Origin of the sequence: Luteolibacter sp. (genome assembly GCF_039920825.1) — a bacterium.
Lineage (GTDB): Bacteria > Verrucomicrobiota > Verrucomicrobiia > Verrucomicrobiales > Akkermansiaceae > Luteolibacter.
Genome location: NZ_JBDSCX010000021.1, coordinates 1 through 23,808, shown reverse-complemented (window position 1 = coordinate 23,808; position 23,808 = coordinate 1). Strand labels below are relative to the sequence as shown.

General features: G+C 56.2%; 19 protein-coding genes and 1 CRISPR repeat array. Of the genes, 4 read left to right on the top strand and 15 right to left on the bottom strand.

The features are described from left to right. Positions 1 to 43: 43 nt before the first annotated feature. Positions 44 to 1,148: a CRISPR direct-repeat array (repeat unit 33 nt; unit sequence GTCGCCTCCCTCACGGGGGGCGCGGATTGAAAC). Between the two features lie 492 nt (positions 1,149 to 1,640). Beyond that, positions 1,641 to 1,829 carry a hypothetical protein gene (locus tag ABIQ96_RS05290; protein ID WP_348213513.1) on the top strand — a complete coding sequence of 63 codons (189 nt, stop codon included), beginning with the start codon at positions 1,641 to 1,643 and terminating at the stop codon, positions 1,827 to 1,829. A 648-nt stretch (positions 1,830 to 2,477) separates the two neighbouring features. Here the strand turns inward: ABIQ96_RS05290 and ABIQ96_RS05285 are convergent. Then, the gene (locus ABIQ96_RS05285) at positions 2,478 to 3,275 is read right to left on the bottom strand and encodes a hypothetical protein (protein WP_348213512.1); all 798 of its coding nucleotides are present in this window, start codon (positions 3,273 to 3,275) and stop codon (positions 2,478 to 2,480) included. A gap of 812 nt (positions 3,276 to 4,087) precedes the next feature. Further along, positions 4,088 to 9,778, bottom strand: coding sequence for an RHS repeat-associated core domain-containing protein (locus ABIQ96_RS05280; protein ID WP_348213511.1), 5,691 nt, complete (start codon positions 9,776 to 9,778; stop codon positions 4,088 to 4,090). On the opposite strand from ABIQ96_RS05280, the gene ABIQ96_RS05275 reads away from it, so the two are divergent. Continuing rightward, positions 9,756 to 10,361: a hypothetical protein gene (locus ABIQ96_RS05275; protein WP_348213510.1), complete on the top strand. Its 606-nt coding sequence runs from the start codon at positions 9,756 to 9,758 to the stop codon at positions 10,359 to 10,361. The two genes, ABIQ96_RS05280 and ABIQ96_RS05275, sit on opposite strands and share 23 nt — an antisense overlap. Before the next feature lie 251 nt (positions 10,362 to 10,612). Here ABIQ96_RS05275 and ABIQ96_RS05270 read toward each other — a convergent pair whose 3' ends face one another. Further along, positions 10,613 to 11,707 (bottom strand): glycosyltransferase family 25 protein, encoded by a 1,095-nt coding sequence (locus ABIQ96_RS05270; protein WP_348213509.1) that lies wholly within the window; start codon positions 11,705 to 11,707, stop codon positions 10,613 to 10,615. 895 nt (positions 11,708 to 12,602) lie between these two features. Here ABIQ96_RS05270 and ABIQ96_RS05265 point away from each other — a divergent pair. Then, positions 12,603 to 13,304 (top strand): glycosyltransferase, encoded by a 702-nt coding sequence (locus ABIQ96_RS05265; RefSeq protein ID WP_348213508.1) that lies wholly within the window; start codon positions 12,603 to 12,605, stop codon positions 13,302 to 13,304. A 106-nt stretch (positions 13,305 to 13,410) separates the two neighbouring features. Continuing rightward, entirely contained in the window at positions 13,411 to 15,408 is a 1,998-nt protein-coding gene (locus tag ABIQ96_RS05260; protein WP_348213507.1) for a glycosyltransferase, read from the top strand. Positions 15,409 to 15,948: 540 nt separating this feature from the next. Here ABIQ96_RS05260 and ABIQ96_RS05255 read toward each other — a convergent pair. The 12 genes from ABIQ96_RS05255 to ABIQ96_RS05200 form a co-directional block, all read right to left on the bottom strand. Further along, positions 15,949 to 17,034 carry a WGR domain-containing protein gene (locus tag ABIQ96_RS05255; RefSeq protein ID WP_348213506.1) on the bottom strand — a complete coding sequence of 362 codons (1,086 nt, stop codon included), beginning with the start codon at positions 17,032 to 17,034 and terminating at the stop codon, positions 15,949 to 15,951. A gap of 164 nt (positions 17,035 to 17,198) precedes the next feature. Continuing rightward, a complete protein-coding gene (locus ABIQ96_RS05250; RefSeq protein WP_348213505.1) occupies positions 17,199 to 18,719 on the bottom strand; it encodes an AAA family ATPase in 1,521 nt (506 codons plus the stop codon). 12 nt (positions 18,720 to 18,731) lie between these two features. Further along, positions 18,732 to 18,998 carry a hypothetical protein gene (locus ABIQ96_RS05245; protein ID WP_348213504.1) on the bottom strand — a complete coding sequence of 89 codons (267 nt, stop codon included), beginning with the start codon at positions 18,996 to 18,998 and terminating at the stop codon, positions 18,732 to 18,734. Continuing rightward, entirely contained in the window at positions 18,995 to 19,201 is a 207-nt protein-coding gene (locus tag ABIQ96_RS05240; RefSeq protein ID WP_348213503.1) for a DUF2997 domain-containing protein, read from the bottom strand. Before ABIQ96_RS05240 ends, ABIQ96_RS05245 begins: the two co-directional genes overlap by 4 nt. Then, the gene (locus ABIQ96_RS05235; protein WP_348213502.1) at positions 19,198 to 19,581 is read right to left on the bottom strand and encodes a DUF1257 domain-containing protein; all 384 of its coding nucleotides are present in this window, start codon (positions 19,579 to 19,581) and stop codon (positions 19,198 to 19,200) included. The genes ABIQ96_RS05240 and ABIQ96_RS05235 overlap by 4 nt, the downstream gene beginning before the upstream one ends. Positions 19,582 to 19,852: 271 nt before the next feature. Further along, a complete protein-coding gene (locus ABIQ96_RS05230) occupies positions 19,853 to 20,068 on the bottom strand; it encodes a hypothetical protein (RefSeq protein ID WP_348213501.1) in 216 nt (71 codons plus the stop codon). 21 nt (positions 20,069 to 20,089) lie between these two features. Then, positions 20,090 to 21,112, bottom strand: a complete 1,023-nt coding sequence (locus ABIQ96_RS05225) for a DUF3150 domain-containing protein (RefSeq protein ID WP_348213500.1) — start codon at positions 21,110 to 21,112, stop codon at positions 20,090 to 20,092. A gap of 117 nt (positions 21,113 to 21,229) precedes the next feature. Further along, positions 21,230 to 21,367, bottom strand: coding sequence for a hypothetical protein (locus tag ABIQ96_RS05220; RefSeq protein WP_348213499.1), 138 nt, complete (start codon positions 21,365 to 21,367; stop codon positions 21,230 to 21,232). Further along, a complete protein-coding gene (locus ABIQ96_RS05215) occupies positions 21,348 to 21,695 on the bottom strand; it encodes a hypothetical protein (RefSeq protein ID WP_348213498.1) in 348 nt (115 codons plus the stop codon). The genes ABIQ96_RS05220 and ABIQ96_RS05215 overlap by 20 nt, the downstream gene beginning before the upstream one ends. Next, on the bottom strand, positions 21,692 to 22,540 hold the full coding sequence (locus tag ABIQ96_RS05210; RefSeq protein ID WP_348213497.1) for a PD-(D/E)XK nuclease family protein: 849 nt from the start codon (positions 22,538 to 22,540) through the stop codon (positions 21,692 to 21,694). Before ABIQ96_RS05210 ends, ABIQ96_RS05215 begins: the two co-directional genes overlap by 4 nt. Further along, positions 22,537 to 23,052: a hypothetical protein gene (locus tag ABIQ96_RS05205; RefSeq protein ID WP_348213496.1), complete on the bottom strand. Its 516-nt coding sequence runs from the start codon at positions 23,050 to 23,052 to the stop codon at positions 22,537 to 22,539. The genes ABIQ96_RS05210 and ABIQ96_RS05205 overlap by 4 nt, the downstream gene beginning before the upstream one ends. Before the next feature lie 100 nt (positions 23,053 to 23,152). Further along, positions 23,153 to 23,362, bottom strand: a complete 210-nt coding sequence (locus ABIQ96_RS05200; protein ID WP_348213495.1) for a hypothetical protein — start codon at positions 23,360 to 23,362, stop codon at positions 23,153 to 23,155. Positions 23,363 to 23,808: the final 446 nt, after the last annotated feature.

The following is a 23,808-nucleotide window of genomic DNA, read 5'->3' as shown; positions in this document are numbered from 1 at the left end:
GGATTGAAACTGCGAGTGCGGTGGTTGTGGTGACGATCCGCTTGTCGCCTCCCTCACGGGGGGCGCGGATTGAAACATCGATGTTTTTCGGTGTGGTCCTCCGCATCAACGTCGCCTCCCTCACGGGGGGCGCGGATTGAAACATTTGCTTTTTCAGTTGGGCGGTCCGAGGACTCAAGTCGCCTCCCTCACGGGGGGCGCGGATTGAAACATTTGAGAAAGAATGCGCCAAACGAGCGGCACCAGTCGCCTCCCTCACGGGGGGCGCGGATTGAAACTTGTGGAATGCCTCGCGCATCGCCGTTTCCGTTTGTCGCCTCCCTCACGGGGGGCGCGGATTGAAACGCCAATGAGAGGAGGCAAAACGAAATCACCGAGAGTCGCCTCCCTCACGGGGGGCGCGGATTGAAACACCACCTTGTTGAGCAGATTGTCACACGTCACATGTCGCCTCCCTCACGGGGGGCGCGGATTGAAACACTTGCAGTGGGGTACTGATCGACACGGCATTCGGTCGCCTCCCTCACGGGGGGCGCGGATTGAAACTTCGTCATGGCAATTCTCTCTGCCGGGTTGAGCGGTCGCCTCCCTCACGGGGGGCGCGGATTGAAACACAATTCCCGCCTCACCCGCCGCCTTTTTCACCGCGTCGCCTCCCTCACGGGGGGCGCGGATTGAAACTCCGGAAGTCACAGGCTTGGTGATCAGTTCGCGGGTCGCCTCCCTCACGGGGGGCGCGGATTGAAACGCCGAGGAAGGGCTCTATTGGAAACGCGAGCTGGTCGCCTCCCTCACGGGGGGCGCGGATTGAAACCTGCCAAAGAATGACTACGAATCGACCAGCATCAGTCGCCTCCCTCACGGGGGGCGCGGATTGAAACTTTCCAAACGAAATCCTCGAATTGTTCATCTTCAGTCGCCTCCCTCACGGGGGGCGCGGATTGAAACTGTTTGTCGATCACCTCGCGAATCGTTAGACCGGTCGCCTCCCTCACGGGGGGCGCGGATTGAAACCTCGAAAGAGTGAATACCGTCGATGTATCGTTGCGTCGCCTCCCTCACGGGGGGCGCGGATTGAAACACACACTGCCGCTGGCGCGTTGCACGCTGGCCGCGTCGCCTCCCTCACGGGGGGCGCGGATTGAAACCATGGCGATGATATCGCACAATCCATCCACTACTCGGTTGTCGGACAGGCGGGCGAGAACTGAAGCCCATGGCAGGCGGCGAGGGCAAAGACTCCCACGGAGATCAGATAGGACCACCACGCCGCGGGGAATGGCAATCCTTGGAACCCACCGGCAGCGTTCCATGGCCGCCAATGCCGGTCACGATTTACAGGATCTGCTTTTCCGTTGCGGAGTCATGCGCTCACCACCTCTGAGCGGTCAGAAATACGGCAGACGGACCAGGGGTCTCCGAGATTCGTTTTTAGGGTTTACATCCGACAGGAAGACCAGCACTCCCCTGAAGGATGAGCCTGGAACATTCAAAATTGCCGCAGCGAGTAAACGCGTCCCGACATTTCTGCGCCCGTTACCGGAGGCCAAAGGACCTGCTAAAAAGCAGGAATGCCCTCAACCGAACCAGCGCGAAAAGACGGCCATTTGACATCTTGGACCCGGTACCTAAATACTGAAATGAGCGATACAGATTCATACAACCAGTGGCGCAATCCGCCGCCCTTCAACATTCCGCAATCTTCAGGCGATTACTTCGAAATCATGAGGGATCTCGCTGATTTTGCGAACAAATCCGACACCGACAATTTCGAACTCACTCCGGAGCGAGCCGCAGAGATACTCGAATGGAAGGGGGAAAACGAATGATTCAACACCCATCACTAGGTCATGAGAAAGTCGTCCGCCCTCGTGAGATGACCACGAGGACGAAACCAAATCCTGAGCCGGCATCCCTTCTCAGGTCCCTTTCATCTCCCACTTGCCTTGGGGTCGCGAAAATAGAGGGTGCAGCCGACATGTTTTACACAACAACGCTCCATCCACCGTAGCGAGCAACGGACCACTGTCTGTTCCCAATGCTCCACTCCGTCTTGTTTCTGCCGTTACTGTGCCGGCACGCCACTATTGAGAATTCGGAATATCGGGCTCAGGGATTTACTGATGTGAAACTCGCCGAGGGTCCCTTGGGATTTATATTCGGTCCGACCATTTCGATTGAATTCAATTATGACGGCACCGACGCTAAAGCCCTCGCTACTTTTGAGACAATTGACGGAGGGACAAACGCCGCTTTCGCTCCAAAAACGCCAGAACCAGAGGATGCGCAACCTTATGAATCACCGTCGAATCCTCCATGACATCCTGCTTGTCCGTCTGACCGAGCGTCTGTTTCCCAAGCCAAATGAGCATTGCGACGCTTCCGTCCTTTGGCGATTTCGGTCTGTTGGGGAACCGTGAGATTTTCAAGCGGACGAATCCCTTTTCATAGACCCGCCAAAATCCTCCCTCTGTTAACTATGAGTTCAAAGGTGAAGGGGCAGCCCCCAGAGCACAGATTTCCGCATGGATAACCGCGTCTTTGACCGGATGATTGATCCCCTGTTGGACTGTGTCTACTACGGGACGGTAGCGATAAGCTCCCAAAAGTCGTTGAAACCCTGTTTCCCTATCCCAGTCCAGCCATCTCATGCCATGCTGAATCACCAAGGACGCAAAGAGAACTTCATGGAAAACAAATTTATGATTTTTCCGTCGATACTCCAAAATGGCCTGGATCAAATGTCGGCTCATACGGCACAAAGGAGCGAATGCCCGCCAAGGTTGTTCGAATCCAAAGTCGCCATCTTTCCAGTGATACCACGATTGATCTTCCTCCTTGGAACGAATCTCGAAAGCAGCAAGATCGGGATCAGAAGCAGCGGTTTCAGTGACGAGAGCCCTGAAATATGACTGGTTGCCTGCCACATCATCCTCAACCAACCAAACCGATTCATTTTCAGCCAAAGTTTTCGAAAGGTGATACAGCGCCCTAGACCAAGCGGTAAGTGGAGGCAACGGAGAGGAATCGCCCATGAGTCCTCCAAATCCTGCAACCTCTTCATCAGAATACCAAATCCCCCCATCCCCAGGTTCGTCCACAATAACCTCCACTGACCCGAGCGGAAAGAACACTTCTTGCAACCTTAGAATCGCACCATCTCCTCGCCGTCCAAGTATTAAGAATCGCTCATTTGTCATCTTTGGTGTGGATATTTCGCGTGGACGAGTTCGGTTAAATCGGTTTTCCAAATCGTCATTCCAGTTCGTGGGCATGCAAGTTTCCTTCTTGGTATTGATACCCCGATGGAGTCCCTAGCGCCCACCTATTTTACAACTTGCCGAAAGAACCCGAAGTTGGAAACATTCCAAGCGACATCGCAGGAGCGTGTCGCATTCCTTACCGAATTCTTTTCAATATCCGAAATGGCAGACAACAGGATGTTCAATGGTTGACCGGGACAGCGCTCGGAGGCGGGCACGGCGTTGGGGTGTTTGAGTAGGCGAGGTTTTCCCGTGAAGTGGCAAAGTGAGGAGTGGAGAAAACTGGAAACGAGGCCACCCCTTGCGGATGTTCTGAAAAGCTTCATTCATCATCAGTCCAAGGGCGTTCAACCGTCGAGAAGCCGTTCCTGTTTCGTTTTTTTGTGGGTTGGCACGGCCAATGCCCTTGGTTGGCTTGTGGGGTTCAGGTTCACTGCTGTTGGTTGCCACATTTATCATCTGAAGTAGTAATCCAGTGATCCTCCTGGAGTAACATACACTAACATTCTTAAAAACCATAGCAAGGTTGATATTAAAATAATTAGAATAATTCCTGCGTATGCGGCTAACCACCTATTCCGAAACAAGACCCATCGCAACGCAATGGCAATCATGACATAAATAAATGCAACTTTAAGATCTAATAGCATCACATATGACGACACGAACCCAGTTGTTGTAAAGTTGCTATGAAAAACAAGTTTTTCCAGATCCACAAAAGCGGCATTGATGAAAAAAATAAAAAAAATAGGCAAGAGTGACAATATGAAAATAGTCGTGAGGCATCTGCTTTTTTTCATAAAAAGGACTTATTGAGAGCTATGCTACCAATTCCGCATTGGATCATCAATATCGTAAAGCGGACCACTATTTTGTTTTGCTGCAGATTTTGGGTCACGGCCATGACAAAAAACAATATACCCAGAGTATCCACCCTTACAAATTTTACATTCCTGCGCGGCCCAGCCAGTGTCCCCCTTGTTACTGAATCCACACATAATGTTTATGGCAATCTTTGTGCAGCATCCTTTTTTGCAGAGCCTATTAAATGCATCATTCTTAGCGACTCGAAGAGCATCCTCGATATACTTACACATTTCTTCAATTCCCAAGTCATTAGTGGGCATTCCGAATGCGCTACCATCGTCGTTCAGCAACGGCCTCTGAACATCTGCAAAATATCCCGCGTTGCAGGCAATCACAGTTGATGCGCTGCATTCTGTTCCAGTTAATTTTGATGGGACTTCGGTCGGTTTCTTTGGGACTATTTTCTTCGTAAGTCCAGCATGCCCATGCCCAGCATATATTCGCACCGAACAATCCCCAGCATGTACCGCGTCGTCAAATAGCCCAAGAAAATCTGACAGGTTGACGCTGTTGTTGTGCACGAACTCATACAAATTCAGACCGCCTTTTTCTCCGATGGGATCCCTACTAAGCCACCTTCCAAGGTCCGGGTGATAGTAGCGGTAACCATAGTTATACAGTCCGGTTTCGGTATCGAGGAACTCGGAGTGGAACAGGAAGTTCCAGCTCTGGGTGCTCGACAGTCTTTCGCCGAACGACGGGGCCATGATGTTCGCGGAGCCGAAGGCGTCATAACCGTAGCGTTCGACCACCTCGCCGTCGGCATTAATAATCGCTGTAGTATCAAAGTAGTCTCTGAGGACGAAGAGGTTGTCGTCGGGTGAGCCCGTAACCATACGCTTACGCCGAATCAACATCCAACGATCGATCATACTCCAAGTGTATTGGGCCCTCACCGCGCCACCGGCGGCGGCCCGTTCCTCGATGGCCCGCCACTGGCGGTCGTAGTAGCTGTCCTGAACGTCCCCGCCGTTGGTTTCCTTCCGGATCCGGCGGCTGAGCGAATCATACACGTATTCCACTTCGAAGCCTGAGGGTGCGGAGCTTGAGGATGACGGAGAGCCCGAGGACGAACCCGATGATAGGGAGTCCGAGGAGGGGGAACTTGAAGAAGGGAGACCCGAGGATGGAGAGCCCGAGGATGAGGCGGAACTTCCGGAAGACGAGCTTGGCGACAGCGAACTCGATGAGGAGAGCGACGAACCCGATCCGCTCGATGAACCCGATCCACCCGACGAGGAGGAACTGCTGGAAGAGGAGGAACTCGACGAACCGGGCGGGATGACGGGGCCGTAGCGCACCCTCACCAAGCGGTTCCAGGCGTCCCAAGTGAGAGCGGCGTCCTTAGTCCAGTTTTCCGTATCGGGCATCGTACTCATGTTGCCGACCGGATCGTAGGCGGGTTGTGCGGCACCCAGCGGACCGTCGATGCCGGTGATTTGGTTGGCCACATTGTGCATCCGGTCCTGATCAAGAACCGGCAGGTGGCTCTGGTATTTCTTCCAGTTGCCGGTTTCGTCGAAGGTAAAGTCCTCCTGCTGCTGCATGCTGGTGATGCTGCTGTACGGTGGACTACTTGACAGCGTAAGGTTGCCGCGCTCGTGGCCATGGACCTGCTGCAATCCATCATACCGGTAGAGGTTGTCCTGGGTGGCAACCGATAGTTCGTGGGCTTTCACGTTGTTCTGCCACACTACTCCACCGGATGCGTTTCGTCCATATTTCGTGTGGACGAGTTCGCTGGTGGTGATGCCGGTAACGGTTTTCCAAATCGTCTCCACGAGACGGCCGAAGCGGTCGAGACCGGTGTAGGCGTCGCCCGCGTCGCCGGTGGAACCGTTTTGCATGGTTAGCCGGGCACCCGCCGCCGCGTCGTATTTCAGCTCCACCACGGTGCCGAGGCCTAGGTAGCGGTAGCTGGCGAGGACGCCGCTTCCTTCCTTGACCTGATCCGGACGGCTGATGGCATCCGCCCGCGTGCCGCTGTAGGCGGTGGTGATGACCGTGTTTGTGGTGGTGTCCGGATAGGTGATGCCGGTGGGGCGCACGGTGTTCGCGGTGCCGGGTTCGTAACTGTATTTGACCGAAGGACTGGAGACGTTCGCGGAGCCCGCGTGCTCTTGGTATTCGGTGATCAACTGGTTGAACGGATTGTAAAGCCGCCGCACCTCGTTGACGATGTCTCCCGCGGGGTTGTGGCTGCTGGAGCGGATGACGAGTCCCCGCTCATTGTATCCGGTGGAGAGTTTCCCGATGGTGGTGTCGAGGAAGGTCGCCGCCGGGAAGGTGACGCTGTCGGCGAGAAGACGGCCGAGCTTGTCGTAGGTGTAGGCGTGGGCGGTCCCGGCCTGGTCGGTCATGGCGGTGACCTGCAACTGGCGGTTGTAGCGATAGGTGACGCAGTCCGGAAGTCCGGTGCTGCCGGGATAAACTTTCTGATAGACCAGCCGCATGCTGTTGACCGTGGATCCGTTCGAAATGAAAGCGCCGTAGATCCACTCGGTGACCTGCTCGCCGGTGACGGCGTTGTGGCTCCTGAGTTTTTTCAACCAGCCGTCGTCGGTATATTCATACGCTGTGGTCCGCTTGTCGGTGATCCCCGCGAGGTTTTCCACCAACCCCACCAGCCGGTCGGCCTTGTCGTAGGTCCGGCGGGTGATGATCGCCATCGGATCGATGGCATCCATCGGATTGCCCGCGCCATCATAAACGGTCGAAGACACCAGCACGGTGGCGGAGCGGTCGGGAATGGTTTCATCGCGCTCCCAAACGTCTCCGCCGTTAGTCCCGTAATCGGCCGCGGCCACATTCCGGCCGAGGGCATCGGCATAGTAGGCGACGTAGCTGACCCGTGCGTTTGAGGTGGTCAAGGCTCCCTCGTCATCCGAGGTGTCATACCGCTGGCTGCCGGTGGTGCTGAGCAGATTGCTTGCATCATCCCAATCCGACTTCGCCTGCTCCATCACGATGGCGTCGGCCACGCTGGCCGGATCCGAGCCGGGAACGTAACCCGCCGGCTCATAGGCCTGATAGACCATCCGCGGTCGTCCAAGCGCGTCATGGGTCGTGGCGGTGAACAATTTACTGCCGGAAGGCGCGTTGCGGGCCACCTGGCCGCCTGCTCCGTAATAGACATTGGATATTTGTGGATTGGAAGTAACTCCCGTGGCACTCACTCCATACACAGTCGTCCGGTATCTGCGACCCAGCACGTCGTAACGGAATCTCACATCCGACGTAAGGTTGCCGGTGGTCACGGTGTTGCGATAGCCCAAAACGGAGAGAATCTGGTCGAGATTGTCATACCCATAATTCGTGATGAGCGTCCAATTGCCACCGCCGTCCCTTTCAACCAATGTCCGTTCGGACTCCAGGCGGTTCCGCCAGTCGTAGAGGTAGATCGTGACGCGGTCTGAACTCACCGAGCTGCTCACCGGCAGGGTCCTCTTCGTGAGATTGCCGCTCGCATCATACGCATTGACACGCGTGACCGAAAGCATGGCCACCGGAGGAACGGCACTGCTGTAAGCCCCCAGTTCCTCCTTCACGGGCCAGCCCATCACATTAAAGCTCGTTTTGTCGATCGTGCCACCGGCGCAGACGGTTTGCGCGAGGCGCCCGGCCGCATCGTAGGCAAAATTCTTTTCGCCATAGTCCACCGACTGAGCGCCGTAACCCGAGCTGGGGATTTTGAAATAATTCCAGCTCTTCACGAGCTGCGACGACTTATCATAAAGGCTGATGTTCCAACGGACCCAACCGTCCCGGTCAAAAGTCGTAGAAGGCGTCGGAATCCCCTCCATCTCGCAATCGGCTTGGATCTCCGTGTCCTGCCGGTAGCCGTCATACCCTGAAGGAGGAGCGATGTTCAACTGCCGGATCGTGACCGGTCCGACGATTTGATCCGTCTCGCCATCGACGGTCCGGTAACCGCTGAATTCCCAGCGACCGTCCGCACCGTTGTAATACGTCCACGAGGCCGAGCGGATCGCCGTCGCGTCACCGCCGCCGAGATCGATTTCGTGAGCCGGTCCCAGCGTTAAAATGACCCGTCCGCATGAGTCGATCTCGTAATCCGTCCGCACGTTGAGTTTGCCCGTTCCCTTGTCAACAATCCTGCTGATCATCGTTCCCCAATAAGGATCGTAGGTAAAGACACTCACGGTGCCGCGCTCGTCCACGTAGCTGGAGAGGTTTCCGTCCAAGTCGTAGTTCTCCACCATCGTCACCTCGGCATTGCGGCCGTTCTCATCCTCACCCACCTTGGGCGGATGGGTGATCCTCTGCGTAAGCCTGAAGGAGGTGTCGGAAGTCCAAAAATTCTCGAAGGTGGTGATGCTCCCGCCGAAATCATTGTAAATGGTTTCGGTCTCGGGCTGGTAAACGGAGCCGATCCCCGTGACCTCATGCTTTTTGTAGGTATGCATTTCCAACAGATTCGGCGATCCGCCATCGCCCTTTTTGATGGATATCGACTGAAGCAGACCTATCGGATAATATCCGAAGACCTTGAACATTCCTTCGGAGCCTAGGACGACAAGATAGGGATTGGCTTCATCGACCCCGAGCACCCCTGTCCCGGATGTGGACTGGATGATCCGGCCATTCGTTTCGTCGAACTTTTGATAGAGAGGGAACCAGGTCGATTCGGTGACGGGATCATGAGCCATCTGAAGCATCATCTGCCCGATCCGGTTGCAGTAGTAGGTCATTACTCCGCCGTCCGGCTGGACGGCGACCGTCTTTTGCGTCCATTCGTTGAAGTTGACGCCTCCGGGTGCCGGCAGGGTCGGAATTCTAAATTCATATCCGTAACTGTAACCATACCGTCGTCCCCAGGTGTACATTCTGGAGACCCGCTTTTCCGCGTCGTCGTGATATTCGAACTCCGCCGTGGCGTAGGAATTGATCACCCCTGGATCCGCGTGAGCCGGATCAAGGATGTTGTTGTTCACCATCTGGAGATACTGGTCCGGTGCCACGTAATGCCGGATTTTCCCCTCTGTGGGAACGCCCAGTTCCTCGCCATGGTAAGTGACGAACAACCGGGAAAGGAGTTGCCATGCCGGTTCCCCTTCGCCGGTATTCTCATAGCTCGAAACCTGCTTGAGCTCTCCCAACCAATATTCGTAAGCCGTAGAAAGCACCGCCTTGCCTTTCACCAGAAAAACAATACTGGTGACGAAAGTAAAATCATCGTCCCATCCAAACACGTATTCACCCGGATATACCGATACCCCACCCACCGGCTCCTGTACGCCGATGGTGACGTTGGTGACTTTCCCATCCGCATTCCTCACCACATTCACCGGCACGCCCGCAGCGTTGAGGGAATGCATGAACCCGCCGTTGATGTCATACCGTTTGGTCGAACCGTCGGGACTGAAAAGGTCGTAGTAGAGGGAACTGCCACCCGGATTCACCAGCGTGTCCCTCGTGTAATAAAGCGGTTTGTATTCACCGGGAGAGCCCTCAGCAGGATTGAAATATCTGGGCTCATAGGCGGTGGCTCTCGTCGTCACCAGTTCCCCGCTGGGGGAGATTTCAAGATTCCCCAAGGCGGGACACGTCCAGTGGCCGCCGAATGCCGAGTGGAACAACGGCTTCTTCGAATAGCACAGCGACGTGTCGAAAGGCTGGTTCCTCACGTTGGAGTTGATCCCCGGCAGAATCACCATCGGCTCCCCGTTGAAGGGAGACATCTCCGCACTTCCCGGAGCACTGCCGCCGCCCACCCCGCCACTGGTGGAACTTCCCGCGGAACCTCCGCCTAACGACGCTATTCCGGCACTTCCGCCCGAACCACCGCCTCCTCCGCCGCCCGTCGGATTGCCAGAACTGCTTCCGCTCCCAGGCGATACTGCATATTTACCCCCCTGGCACGGCGGGCAGTCCGGGCAAAACGTGGGCGGAGGTTTGGGTACCACCGAACTCGAGGACGAGCTGCTTGAGCTGGAGGACGAGCTGCTTGAGCTGGAGGACGAGCTGCTGGAACTGGAACCCGATCCTCCAGAACTTCCCGGACTCCCAGAACTTCCCGGACCGCCGGAACTACCCGGCCCCCCAGAACTTCCCGGCCCCCCAGAACTTCCCGGACCTCCAGAACTTCCCGGATCTCCAGAACTACCCGGATCTCCCGGCCCTCCAGGCCCCCCTGGAACTCCCGAGCTGGAACTGGAGGAAGAAGAAGAACCTGATGACAACGAACTCATGGCGTTTGGGAGGGGTTAGATCTGTTGCGCGAAAAACTGCTTCCGCCAATTCCAGCAGACCAACCAAAATTCTAACTCCATGTCGAGAGGTTTCATCCGCCGGGATGATATATTCCGACCCAACAGGCCGACCCAACACATTCCAACAGGTCACCGGCTGCTGCTCCCCATTGTTTTACCGGCAGTCCGCATCTCCGGAAACGAGGACGGACGCGCGGCAGGCACCGCAACCTAGCAGCGCCGCCGGATCTTTCACCTGACCTTTCCAAATCAGGCAGCCGAGGTGTCCTGCCCGAAATAACGGGTATCATCCTCTTCCGAATTCAGCGGATGAGGAAAAAGACGGTTGTCGGGATATTTCGCGAGTTGCGCCAAATCGGCGTCTCCTATCCGCAACACTCCTCCTCCCCACAAATCGGCCACCTCTCCATGCGAAATCCCCGCATGCATGATGGCCGGCAACTTCCAACACTCCAACGCCTCTCCGGCAATCATTCCAAGCCAATCGCGCAACAATCCCGGTTGCCCGACGCACTGATCCAAACCGATGTCCTCCCAGCCCTGTTCCTTGAGATTATAGCCACAATGCAGGTAACGTTTCAAATCCTCGCGCGAAGATTCGGCGAGGCTGTCCACATCCAGAAAAATGAAAGGAAGCTTGCTGCCAAACCCCTTGTAGTTCCACCAATTTCTAGGATTGACTCTTCCCGAAATATCGCTGGCTCCTTCCTCCTGACCGGCAATCCACCAAGCAGGGGTATAAACATTCCAGTCGCCTCTTTCGTGCGCCATTCCCAACTGATGGTCGATATGCCAGGCTCCATTGCTGATGTAATCCGGTGCGTGGGAAATATGCTGCTGGAACGAACGAAAGGCATCCCGCCGCAGGGCGAAAGCGTGGGTCCGGTTGACATTGCGGCACCGAAACACCAACGGAGCACCGTCAACGGGTTCAGGATCCCTGAGATACTGGCCGCCGAGGTAGATTTGTCCCCAATCCTCGGGAACTTCCTTCCAAAACCGTTCAAGAATATGTCCTGACTGCTCGTGGAAAACAACATCATCCTCAAGGACAAGGTAGTTTTCCAGTTTGTCCATTGTGGCATCCTGAACAATCCGCAAATGAGATTGCAGACATCCCCACGCCCCGCCTCCAGCCTTGAAATATGCTGGAGGCGGGCACATCTCCCCGGATATGGCCCTCACCCACGTAATGTCTCCCGGAGCAGCCAGCCCCATTTCTTCAAGATGCCTGGAAAGTCTGATTTTCCTGTCCTCCTTGTAAGGGAGGTTGATCACGAAAACTCGTTCAAAGATACTCTTTAGTAACATGGCTTCATCGGCTTCTAACTTCCAGCAATCCACTTATCCAGCCAAAAGAGTTAATGCCAGCCATCTTTGTGATCGAAACGTCGTCGCGAGGGCTCTCACAGCCTCAAATATTCGGCGAGGCCTGAATAATTCCGCCCGTTTCCGGGTGGGGACTTCTGAAAATGTCACTCTTTCCTTCCCTCTGGCCTGCCAGTCACCACACCGGAACTTGAGCCTCAGAAAAATCACTTTTCGTGAGCCAAGCCCAACGAAGATCGACATGCCGAGCTTTGTGGGAACGATCAGGGAAGTGGTGGCCGATGTGTCGGAAAAGGCTCGCAAGTGGTGTGGCCGACTGCGAAAGCATGGGTGCGCCATAGGTTGCGCGCATTCACGACTCATCACCAGCCTTTCACTCTCCCAGGATCCAGCAGTCACCCAAGGTGAAATTCTATCGAGAACATTGGCAAATCGATCAGGATGTTGTCAGAGAAAGGTCACGTCGTCCTCCAAAACCGGAGAGGAATCCAAATAATCTATCGCCCCCTGAGTCACACGGATGTGGAATTGAAGGCAACCTCGCGCACCTTTGCCCGCTTTGCAACACGCGGGGGAGACCCAGGTCTCCAGATACCGCGCTTACCCGGGGGAGATCGCCGTGGGGGAGGCCGGATCCGAGCGTTCCATTTCAGGCACCAATCTGGAACGACGATCCTTCCTGTCCGGAAGACTGATGACAAAAATACTTTCGAAATAATTTCTCAACCCCGTGCCATGAACCGCCATGGACCTAGCAGGATAAATTCGATATTGCCAGAAAAAATCATCGGATTCGTCTTTTCCAGAAACGCTCGGCGTCACTGCGATCCTGTTTCGAAAATCTCCTTGCCTTCTCTATCAAATCCTATCATCGAAGTGGGATATAACATCCGCTGCCCCGTTTCGAAATATGGAAATACCAAGAATAATCCATCAATCCTGGAAAAATGAAGACATCCCATTCGAGATTTATCCGGCGGAGTGGCAGTCGTCATGGAAAACAAACCATCCGGAATGGTCTTACAGATTGTGGACCGACCACGACAACAGGGAGCTGGTGAGGACAGAATATCCGGACTTTCTCGATTTTTACGATTCTCTGGACGTTGGAATCAAAAAGGCCGACTTCTGCCGGTTTCTCTACATGCACCGTTTTGGCGGCATTTACGTCGATCTGGATTTCATTTCCTTGCGAGAAATGACACCGCTGCTTTACGGGGCATCAATCGTGGTGGGGCAACTCTCCGAGGATAATTGCTACTACAGGATTCCGAACGCATTCATGGCCTCGGAACCCGGAGTGGACTTCTGGATAACAGTCGCCACGGACGCGATGAACGCTCCGCCCGAGGAACATGGAGTGGAGCGTCACGCCGGTCCTTTCCGTCTGCAATGGGCACTTCACAAACATCGCCCCCAAGGATTGCGGACCTTGGACCAACATCTGGTGTATCCACTCGATTGGATCAATTTCACGAAATGGCAGGATGGAGTCCACTACAACCAAGTGAACGTCGATCTCGCATGGAACATGCGCCAAATGGATCTGCCGTCGATTCAAGCCCGGTTTCCGCAATCGTTTGCAGTGACGACATGGAACCACAATTGGTAGGTCATGGTTTGTTCCGATCCAATCGCGTCGGTGTGAATCTCGCCCTGCGCCAAAGCAACGGTATCCAGCTCTTGTGAACAAATTCACCTAGATCGCAACTATTCCCATGAACCAAATCCCGCGAATCCTCTGGCAGACGGCATTCTCGACCGCATCCCTGCCTCCGGAAAGCGTCGGTCTTCGGCAGACTTGGCGGAGCATGAATCCGGAATTAGAGCTTAGACTCTGCGACAACAGCGAGTTCCGTGAACTCTTTGTGGACCATCTGCCTCGGTTTCTGGATCTTTTCGACGGCCTGCCGCTGGGAGTCATGAAGGCGGATCTCTGGCGTTATGCTGTCGTTTTCGTACATGGCGGCATTTACGCCGATATCGACACAGCCTGCCAACAACCCCTCTCAGAATGGATGGATCCACGCGGGAATGGCCTCACCGTTGCTTGCGAGAACGGAAGTCCCTATTTTTGCCAATGGGCTTTCTCCGCCCCTGCCGGGCACCAAGCTCTGCTAAACGCTCTGGAACTTGCCGCAGAACGCTTCGAGGCAGACCAAGGAGTGGATCTGGGCCGTGACGAATTCGTGCATTATTACACAGGACCGCAACTGTGGACCGAGGCGATTCACGCCTATCTTGGAACGAGCGGCGGGGCATCAGAGATTGAGCGTGATAAGGCATCCTGGCAAGAAATGGACATCATGATCCATCCGCCCGGATATTTTACTTGGGGTGCGATCAGGCACGAGTTCGCCTCTTACCACTGGCACCAACCCGGATATACCTCATGGCGACATGAGGTCAGGGAATTGACGGATGCGCAAATGCGTCCACGATGCGATCTTCTCAAGTCCCTTCTGAAACCGCTAGAAGTGGAGACTCTCCGACGTTATGGAGATCAGGGGGACGGAGGGTATATTTTATTCGAACCCTCGCTGGCCGCGAGTGAGGCAGTATACAGTTACGGACATGACGAAAAATTCAACGATTCCATCAATGACGCGGGTCTCAAAATAATTGCTTGGGGAGACCTCAATCGGGGGATGGAACCTTGCGCTCAGATCTTGGAAGATATCCGTGATTCAGGCCATTGGGATTCATCCTCGCTGACACTCAAAATGGATGTGGAGGGGATGGAATATGATGCTCTTGGCCCAAACTTCGATGAAATATCCGCCCGATTCAGCCAGATCGTTATTGAGTTTCACCATTTGATGCGAGGACCCGAGAGCTGTGGCAACGGACTTTCCAGGATTGAAATAGTCGAGCGAATGCTGGAAAGATATTATCTCGCACACCTGCATGGAAACAATTATGGGACGACGATAAATGAAGTGCCGGAGGTTCTTGAATGCCTTTTTCTGAGAAAGGATCAACTGGCGGCTAAGCCGGAAGTATCATCACGCGGATGCCCCAGGCCAGACCTTGACTTTGCAAACCACCCCGGGAGAGAAGATCTGCGGTTGGACTGGTGGCTCCCCCGCCCATTAACAAAAGATCCAACCATTCGTGGGGAGGGGTCAAAAGTGGGCCTAGTTACGCTTCATACCCCTGATATCAAGGAGTGGTGCGAACGGCACGCCAACGACAAACTCGACTATTGCAGTAAATGGAATCTCACGTTTTACCTCTATGAAGAAACACTCGAACCCGGCCGCTGGATCAGCTGGTCCAAGATAATTGCTGTCAGAAATCATCTGAAGGATCATGAATGGATATTTTGGACTGATGCGGATACCACAATATCCAACACTACCATTGATGTGAGAAGCCTTTGCGATGAAGAGTTTGATCTGATCGTCACCGAGGACCAAAATGGGTTCAACTCTGGCATTTTCCTGCTCCGCAACACCTCCGTTGCATTCGATTTTCTGGAATCTGTCTGGGGACGCAATATCAATGAGTGTCATTTCGAGCAGACCGCGATGGCACAAATCATGGGTGAGATGACCGATCTGCGGGTGAAGCGCCTCCCTAAGCGAACGATGAACAGTTATTGGAATGATTACCGCGCCGGAGATTTTATCTTTCATGCTCCGGGAGAGCCCAATGAAACAAAGAAAAAGATTCTGGAAGTCGTTGCCAATTCAAACCGCGGTCCGGCGGCATAGAGAATTTGCAGTTTCAATACCCCGCTTCCACGCTGGAATCGCGCGGTGCGGCGGGCTCCGTCAGTGTTCGAGGCGAATTGCACAGTAGATAATCGGGAGCCATCCGAAGACTAAAAGGCAAGTCGCCGGGGGTGCGGCGGAGGGTGACTCCAAGGCGGGCGAACATTTTAGGCTATTCCCATCTGCACATGCGACCCAGTTACTGCCGACGCTGAAGCCGCTGGTGTCGGTGTTTGGGAAAAACATCAGATACGAACTATAATACCGAGCCCGTATTTTCAGAAGGCAGTTCGCCTCGGTGACGCCCAACCTGGCCATTGTAGAGGAACGAGATAGCCATATCCTCTTGCTGCCAGTTTAACATTCCACACCGTATTCGGCGCGCCCAATGACTTCTCGGCATCGTCCGTTCGGGGGGTGATGGTGCATCCCACTTGATCGCTTTCAACATTCGATAGCTAAAAAAGGCGCATTGCTCAATGCCGGCAATCGAAGTTATCCGGTCATGGAGATTTGCTCCATGACCGGAATTAAACAACGTCAGGCGGCTTTTGCTTCCACCTTGTATTTGAGCTGATCAGTGGCGCATTCGCTCGCCGGGATGTCGTGTCGTTTGCCTTGATAAACCGGTTGGTAGATCGAGCCGCTTTCCAGAAAGGCGTAAAGATACCGCACCTCTACAACAGTCCCCAAAAGGGGAATTTCGTGATTCGGCGGGATGGTGACGTTGCCGGCACTGATCAGATCATCGCCGTCGTAGAGGCCGAGGGTGACGCTGCGCTTGGAGTTGATCGCGATAACGACGAACGAGGCGCTCTCGACGAACTTGAATTTCAACTGCGGGCCGCCGGAGTTTGGACGACCCGGGTTATACGGTGCGTCCACCTCCTTGAAGACGACGCCTTCACGATTCGTTTGGCGCGATTCTTCGTAGGATTCCACCTTGTCATTGGGGTCGATGGAGGTACTCACCCAGCGCAGGGCCGATTGATTTTGGGGAATCGTCACGAGCAGTCCCGCATGCCGGTCGATGTATCGGCGTTCGCGGAGGTCGTGGCCATCCAGCTCCAACAGGTCGAAGGCATGGAGTGTGTCACCCACTGCCTCGCCGTCGATGAGGACGTCGTAAGGAATGAGTGAGACGGCCAGGCGGATGGGTTCCGGAATGGCGACTACGATCCCCCGGCGGTTGATGCCGGTAATCGTGTCGCCCTGCTTGCGGATCATCAGGCGGCGGCCATCGAACTTTTCCTGTAAACAGTGGCTGGTGCCGGTGAGCAGACGCTGCAGTTCGCTTTCGTCAACGGGATTGAGGAGTTGGCAGCGTATGCCGCTGTCCTCCCCTTCCCTGCCGGTTTGTTGATAGGGAGTCGCCGACTCGCCATCTGGCTTGTAGCCTTTGGAGGTTTTCGAAGCGACCAGCTTGCCATAGATCGCCTGCGCCTGTTGGAGCGTAACGATGTGTGGGGTCTTGGTGCCGGTCGTTAGTGTGTTGCCGCGGCGGCCGTAGGCGAAGGTGACGATGTAACCGTCGTCCTTGGGTTCGATGGCGGCTTGATAGACTTTGTCGGATGAGCCCTCCCGGAAATGGAGGGAAGTGGATTGGATGCCTGGGGCGGTATTCATGGTTTGGTGTCGGGTTGGTGGTTTGTTGTTTCTGGGAAAGGAAATGGGCCGCCACGGACAGTCCTTCTGTCTGTGGCGGCCCGGTGTTTGGTCCCGCCGACGCTTGAGCGTGTCGTGCCGGCGGGATGGCCCTCCGGTTGGGAGGACGTTGTTGGAACAAATTCTCAGTTGGATTCAGCGACCCGTCCGGAATATCGGCGTGCCGGGGTGGAGCGGCTGGCGGCTTCGCGGGCGCGGCCCTTTGCCCAGTGGCGCAGGGCCGCGATCTGGCCATCCATTAGATTGGCCAACGGCACAGTGCGGGTGATCGCTTCGACGATGTGCTTGTTACCGGGTTCCTTGCCGTCGGCGTAGGCCTCGTGCATGGCGTCGATGAACACGGCGTCGATCTCGGCTCCGGTGAACTGCTCGCAGGCGCGGGCGAGGACAACGGAATCAAAATCGGCGGGCTTGCGACCGTGGCGGGCGATGACGATGTCCCAGATTTGCGCACGCTCCAGAGCATCCGGCAGATCCACAAAGAACAATTCATCGAAGCGTCCCTTGCGCAGGAACTCGGGTGGGAGTTTGCTAACATCATTTGCCGTGGCGACGACAAAGACCGGCTTTTCTTTTTCCTGCATCCAGGAGAGGAACGAACCGAAGACGCGTGACGAGGTGCCGCCATCGGAAGAACCACTGGATTGAGATCCGGAGAGGCCCTTTTCAATTTCATCAATCCACAGCACGCAGGGGGCTATGGCCTCCGCTGTTTGGATGACGGAACGGAGGTTGCTTTCGCTTTGTCCAACGATGCCGGCGAAGACGCGTCCCATGTCGAGACGCAGCAAAGGCAGACCAAACGCGGAAGCGGTTGCCTTTGCCGTGAGGGACTTGCCGGTGCCGGGGATTCCGACGATGAGCAGACCCTTGGGTGCCGGCAGTCCGTAGGCTTTGGCGGAAGTGCTGAATGCGCCGCTCCGGCGTTCCAGCCATTCCTTGAGCTGGTCGAGCCCGCCGATGTCGGCAAGCGAGGGTTTGGTTTCGATGACTTCGACGAGTCCGTTGCGCTTGAGCGTGCGGGCCTTTTCACGGGCGACGACCTTGTGGTCGATCCCGTTGGTTTCGACCACCGATAGAGCAAACGCGTTTTCGGCTTCGGTGGTGGTGAGTCCGAGGGCACTTTGCAGGGCTCCTTCGCGGATCGCTTCGTTAGGCCGTTTCAGCTTGTTGGTGGCGAGGATGCCGTCGAGCACAACACCGAGTTGTTCGGCCGCGGGCAGGCTGAAGTCCACGCCGGTGATCTCATGGTCGAGTTCCGGCGGAAGTTTTAGCCGGCAGCCTAGCAGGATCATCGCGTGGCCGCCGGGTTTCGCGAGCCGTAGCAGATCCTTCAACCGGCGGACCAGCATCGGGTCGCTCGGTTCGAGGTAGAGCTGGAGGTCACGCATCACGATGACGTGCCGGATCTTCTCCTGGCCGAACAACCGCTCGATCAACTGGAGGGCATCCAATGGATCGGGACAGGTGGTGACCCGGCCCTCCTTGATATCAATCAGTCCTTCGGAGGAGGACCAAGCATGGAGGTGTCTTTCAAGGGAGGTGCAGACGGAGGTAATTTCAGCCTCGGCCCGCGCTTCCTCGGCGGTGATGATGGCGAGTCCGGGATAACCGGCCCGCAGGTAGGTGGTGAGTTGTTGTTGCATGGATGGAGTTTGTTAGTTTTCAGAGTTCAGTTTTTCAGGGGTAAAAGGTTGCGGTTGGAGGTGGTCGTGTTCCCATTGCAGACAGGCCGCGCGGGAGCTGTTGGAAAACAGGACTTCGCCGGTGTCGGCATGGTGTGTTTCCCACTCCTGCGTGGTGTCGTTGAAGCGGATGTCCGTGGCCCGGACGACATGGAGCCGTCCGAGCACACGTAGATCGATCGCTTCGGTGTAGAGGCAGTCGATGGAACCGCCGGGGGTGAAGCGGAGGGTCGATTTCATGAATCGCCTCCGCCGAGGGTTTGCTGGCTTTGATGGGATAGAGGCCGGCTCCAATAGTCGGATTTCCGCCGGCTCGAAACCTTCGTGCCGAGCGCTTCCTCGATTGCCTTGGTCGCGGCTTCACAGCCGCTGCCCTTGAAGCCATAGGCCTCGACCGTAATTTCGCCCGTGGGTGAAACCTTGACGCGGATCTGGCGGCTCATAGCGAGCCTCCTTCCAGCGTCACTAGGACCGAGCCATCGGCTTGGATTTGGCGGCTGGTTCTCAACCCGCGTGAACGGGCTTCGCGGAGGGTCTTGTGAACGCCGTAGCCTTGCAGCAGGCGGCTGTAGCCGGTGCCGACCTCGCGGGCGACATGGCCGTCCCACCAGTCGGCAGAAAAGCCATACCGTTCTCCTTCGACGGGATCAACGGCGATGTCGTATGGCCCCTTGAGCGCGATGACGTGCTCGGCCATACGTTTCACTCCGGCATAGCCGCGACAGTGGGAATTCGGATACATCTTGAGGCCGAGTTCGGCGCAGGCGTCCTGAAGGGCGTCCAGGTCGCGGACTTCGGTTTGAATGGTGGTGAAATGGCTCATGGTAATTTTTGGGTTCTGATTTTTGAATGTTAGGAGATGGATGCGGCAAGGGCGGCCCGTTGGAACAGGCCGCCCTTGTCGCGGTGGTTTCAGGTAATGAATTGTCGTGTTGAGTGGTGGAAGTAGCTTGAAGAGGTTTGGTTTTGGGAGTGGTTTAAAAAATCGAGCGTGTTGGGAAAATATCGGCGTGTCGGGTGTTGGAATATTGCGTGTTGGGAGAAAGGAAAACGCCCGCTCCGGTGAGGTGCCGGAGCGGGCGTGGAAACGGACGTCAGCTGCCGTGGAGCGAGAAGGCGGTGCCAAGGCCGGCAATAAAGATGCCGATCAGCAGGACCTCTGGGATGGAAGCGCCATGCCCCGCCGCGTAGCTCATGAGGAGCAGCGAGACGAAACCGGCGACAACGCCGACCACCGGGTTGCCCTTGATGCAGGACACCATGAACGGAATGGCGATGAGGATAATGCAAACAATCTGACAGGTATTCATGGGAGCTTGCGGTGGGTGGGTTCAGCCAACGGCGGCGAGTTTGCGGCCGCCCATCTGACCGAAGCGGGAGACCACCTCGCGGGCATCACTCGCGGCCAGTTGGACCGCCGTCTGGCGCAAGCGGGTGAGGCCGTCGGTCAGGCTGGTCATTGCCCCGCTGTTAGCACGGTAGTCCTCGGCGCTACGGCCCAGCAGATCGCGGCGGAAACGTTCGAGCGTTCCCTCCAACTGTTGGTCGCCCGCGAAGTTCAGGCTGCGGAAACTGTCGATGAACGTGGTTAGACGGTTGAGCGTGCGCTGGTGGACTCCGTTTTCCGATCCGTTGATGGTGGCGAGAACTTCCTCCGCAAGCCGGGCGGTTTGTTCACGCAATGAGGCGACGCTTTCGCGGATGAATCCATCGAGGTCGGATTGCAGGCGGCGCGATGCGTCGTCCGAGATCCGGCGTCGGTCTTCTGCCACTTCCAGTTGCTCCACGCCTTCGACGACTTCCAAGCGAACGCTGTCGGGCGCGGCGATCTGAAAGAGTCGGTATTCGAAACCAAAGCGTTTGGCGATGTCTCCGGCGGGTGGGAACGATTGCTCGATGGTGGCGATCAAACGTTCGGCGCTGCCGTTGAGGTTGCGGGCCGCCTCACGCCATTCCCCCATCGCGTTTTCACGCAAAGGGGTGTAGCCGGCAATAAAATCCAGCAGGGCCTCGCGGAACTCACTCTGGAGCTTGTCGAGCTGGTCCTTGAGATCACCAAGCCGCGCATTCGGGACGAAACGTCCGATGCCGCCCAGGAATGGGAAGCTGGAGCTTTCGACTGCGGCATGGGTGCGAGATTCGATCAGCGCGAAGGCTGATAGGGCATCCCGCGGGATGAGGCGTTTGTGACCAAGCTGGATAAGACGGTCGCTGACATGGTTGGGATCAAGCCCAAGGTCTTCGGGATTGAGACGTTTGCAACCGCGCCAGTATCGGACGGAGGTTGCGACGAGGACTCCCCGGCGGCAGATACCATCGAGAAGTGTTTGGTTGTTATTTGGATTGGGGTTCATGATGTTTGGATCGGGGTTGTTGTTTTGTTAGGGGATTGTTTCGGGAAAAGAAAAACGCCCGCCCGTGTCGTGGTTGACCGGGCGGGCGTTGATGGGGATTTTGCTATCGAGCCACTGCTATTGGCGGCGGACCTGAAGCCATGCGAGAGCCGCCACCGCAAGGAGGATGACGGCCCAACTGTTGCTTTGCACCAGTTCGAGGAGCAGGCCCGCGGTGCCGAGGACCAGGGCGACTTCAGCGGCGATACGGATCATTTTCGGACTCATATGGGTCGTCGTATGACCGGTCGATCACACGCCGGCCGGGTTGGGGTTCGCCACGGGTTGGCGCGGTTGCCAGTCGCCGTGGGCTTTCCCCGGCAGTCATCAGGCCGATGAGCGAACCTCCCGCCAGCAGACAGAAGCACGCAACCCGGATGGTGTGCCACCGCGTTTCGTCGGACTTCATCTCGGTGCGGATCATTTCCACCCGCTGCGTGATTTCCGCCTGAAGCCTGGTTTCCTTCTGCGAGGTTTCATCCTCCTGACAGGATGACAGGCCGAGTGCCAACGACAGGATCAGGAGATGGAGCAGCCATTTCATGCCGCCCTCCTTTCCTGATAGGCTTCCGGCAGCCACGCCATGCATTCGTTCCGGAACTGGCACCACGAGCAATGCATGCCCGGCTGCGGATGGAAGCGGTTGCTGGCGATGCCTTCGACGGCAGTATCTAACAAGGCGATGACACGGAGCTTGCGGTGCCTGTCGGCCGGCTTGCTCCGCACCCGGATGGTCTGGGGCTTCTTGGTTTTCACCAGAAACACCAAATCCAGCGACGGCGGGTTTTCACCCACCGTTTCCAACAGGAGCTGATAGCTCACGAGCTGGATCTCGTGGTCGAAGACGGCATGCGACCTGTCCGGTTTTGACGACGCCGATTTGAAATCGACCGGCGTGTAGTTCCCCTCCACCAGATCCATGGCTCCGGTAAGGGGGACTGACAATCCCGGGATGGACTCCGTTAGCATGACCTCCACGGCGCGCGGCTTTTCCTTCATCGCCTCCGGGGAGTCGAGGTAGGCGGCGATCACGCGAAGTCCGTCGATCCGCGTCTTCTCACGCTTGGCGTCGTTCTTGTAGTTCACCGGGCCTTCGTCGCGTTCGAGGTCCGTGAAGGATTGCTCGAAAACGGCGGCGATCGTTTCCGGCGAATCGTCCCCTCCCCGCCAGCGGGCCAGATGGAATGCCTGGAGCGCCGCATGCACGGCTTTTCCCAGGTGGAGTGCCACGGGTGTTTTCTTCCGGAGGCAGACGACCCGCTCGAAATAGAACATCAGCGAGCATGAGAGATATGCCTTGGCCGCGGTGGGACTAATGTGCTCGGGAAGCGTCCGTGTCCACGGTGTCAGGCCAGTGGCAAAGGGCGCGTCTTGAAGGGGGGCGATCATGCCGCCCTCCTTCCGTCATCCCGGCCGTAAGCCGAACCACTACGGTGATTTCCGCCAGCGTGTCGGTTTTCGCCACCGTGGGTATCGAGCAGTTCGTCGATGAGCCCGGAAGCCTCGACTTTGTTGAGGTGGCGGACGCCTTTGCCGAACCGCTCGATGGCGAGCGCTTCGATCTTGTCCTTGTCGAGTTGGTGTTCCTCTACAATTTTCAGGATCAAGTCGCGTTGCTTCTGAGTGCAGCGCCATGCAGGTTCGCGCTGAACATCCGCTTGAGGTGGATTGGCAGGCGAGTTTGAGTCGGACGGCTCGAAGCCATAGTCCTTCGGCGGGACGAACCCGGTTGATAGAATCTGCTGATCCACGTTGGACTGGAGTAGTTGATAGATGCGAGCGGTCTCGCCGGGGATGTCGTCGGTGGTCACCAGCTCCGTTTCGATGGAAACGGAAAACTGGTGGGACGAGAACCCCGGCAGTCCGAGGCGCTTGGAATAGTTAGAAATGAGTTTGATCATGATGAGGGCTGGTTGTTGGTTAGGTCGATGGTGGGAAACGAAAAGGCCCGGCGTGGTGCCGGGCCTTCGTCGTTGGGGTTTGTGTGGGCGAATCCGGTGCTCAGGCGGCACCGGCTACGCGGATGGGAACCGGTGACGGCTCGTCCTCGCAGACGCGCAGGACCGGTGGTTCATGGATGATCGAGCGGAACGACTCCCGGAGAAGGTCGTCCGCCAGACAAGTCATCGGCACCCGCCGGCGCTGGCCCTCGCGATAAAGCGCGCGGACCACATCGTCGGAAAGCCTTGGAGAGTAGAGGTTTCTGGGCATGGGATGATGGGTTGGTTGGAATTTTAAAAACATCCGCGTGCGGTGTTTCAAATTCATATAACGCATGCGTGGCTGTTATTTCATCCAGAGACGCCAAGCCGGGGCCTGTTGAGTTTACGTGTAGTCGCGTTCTTGCGAAACGCGACGTGTACGCGATTGATTCCGTTGATCGTTAGATGGATGACCTGAGCCTTGGATTGATCTCCTTCTATCCACCGGTCTGATCCCACTACGCATAGTAAAGCTTTTGACATCACCAAAACTAAACCTGTGAAATTTTTCATGGCATACGATTTGGGGGCATTGCCAACTTCGTCGTCTAAGAGGCTGTCTTAAAATTATCTATCAGCCGATTCTGGCGAGCATTCTCTTGCTCATGGACAGGTAGATCATCGATTCCGAATGGCTTGTTTTCACCTCGTAGTCTCGCACCAGCCTGCGTGACT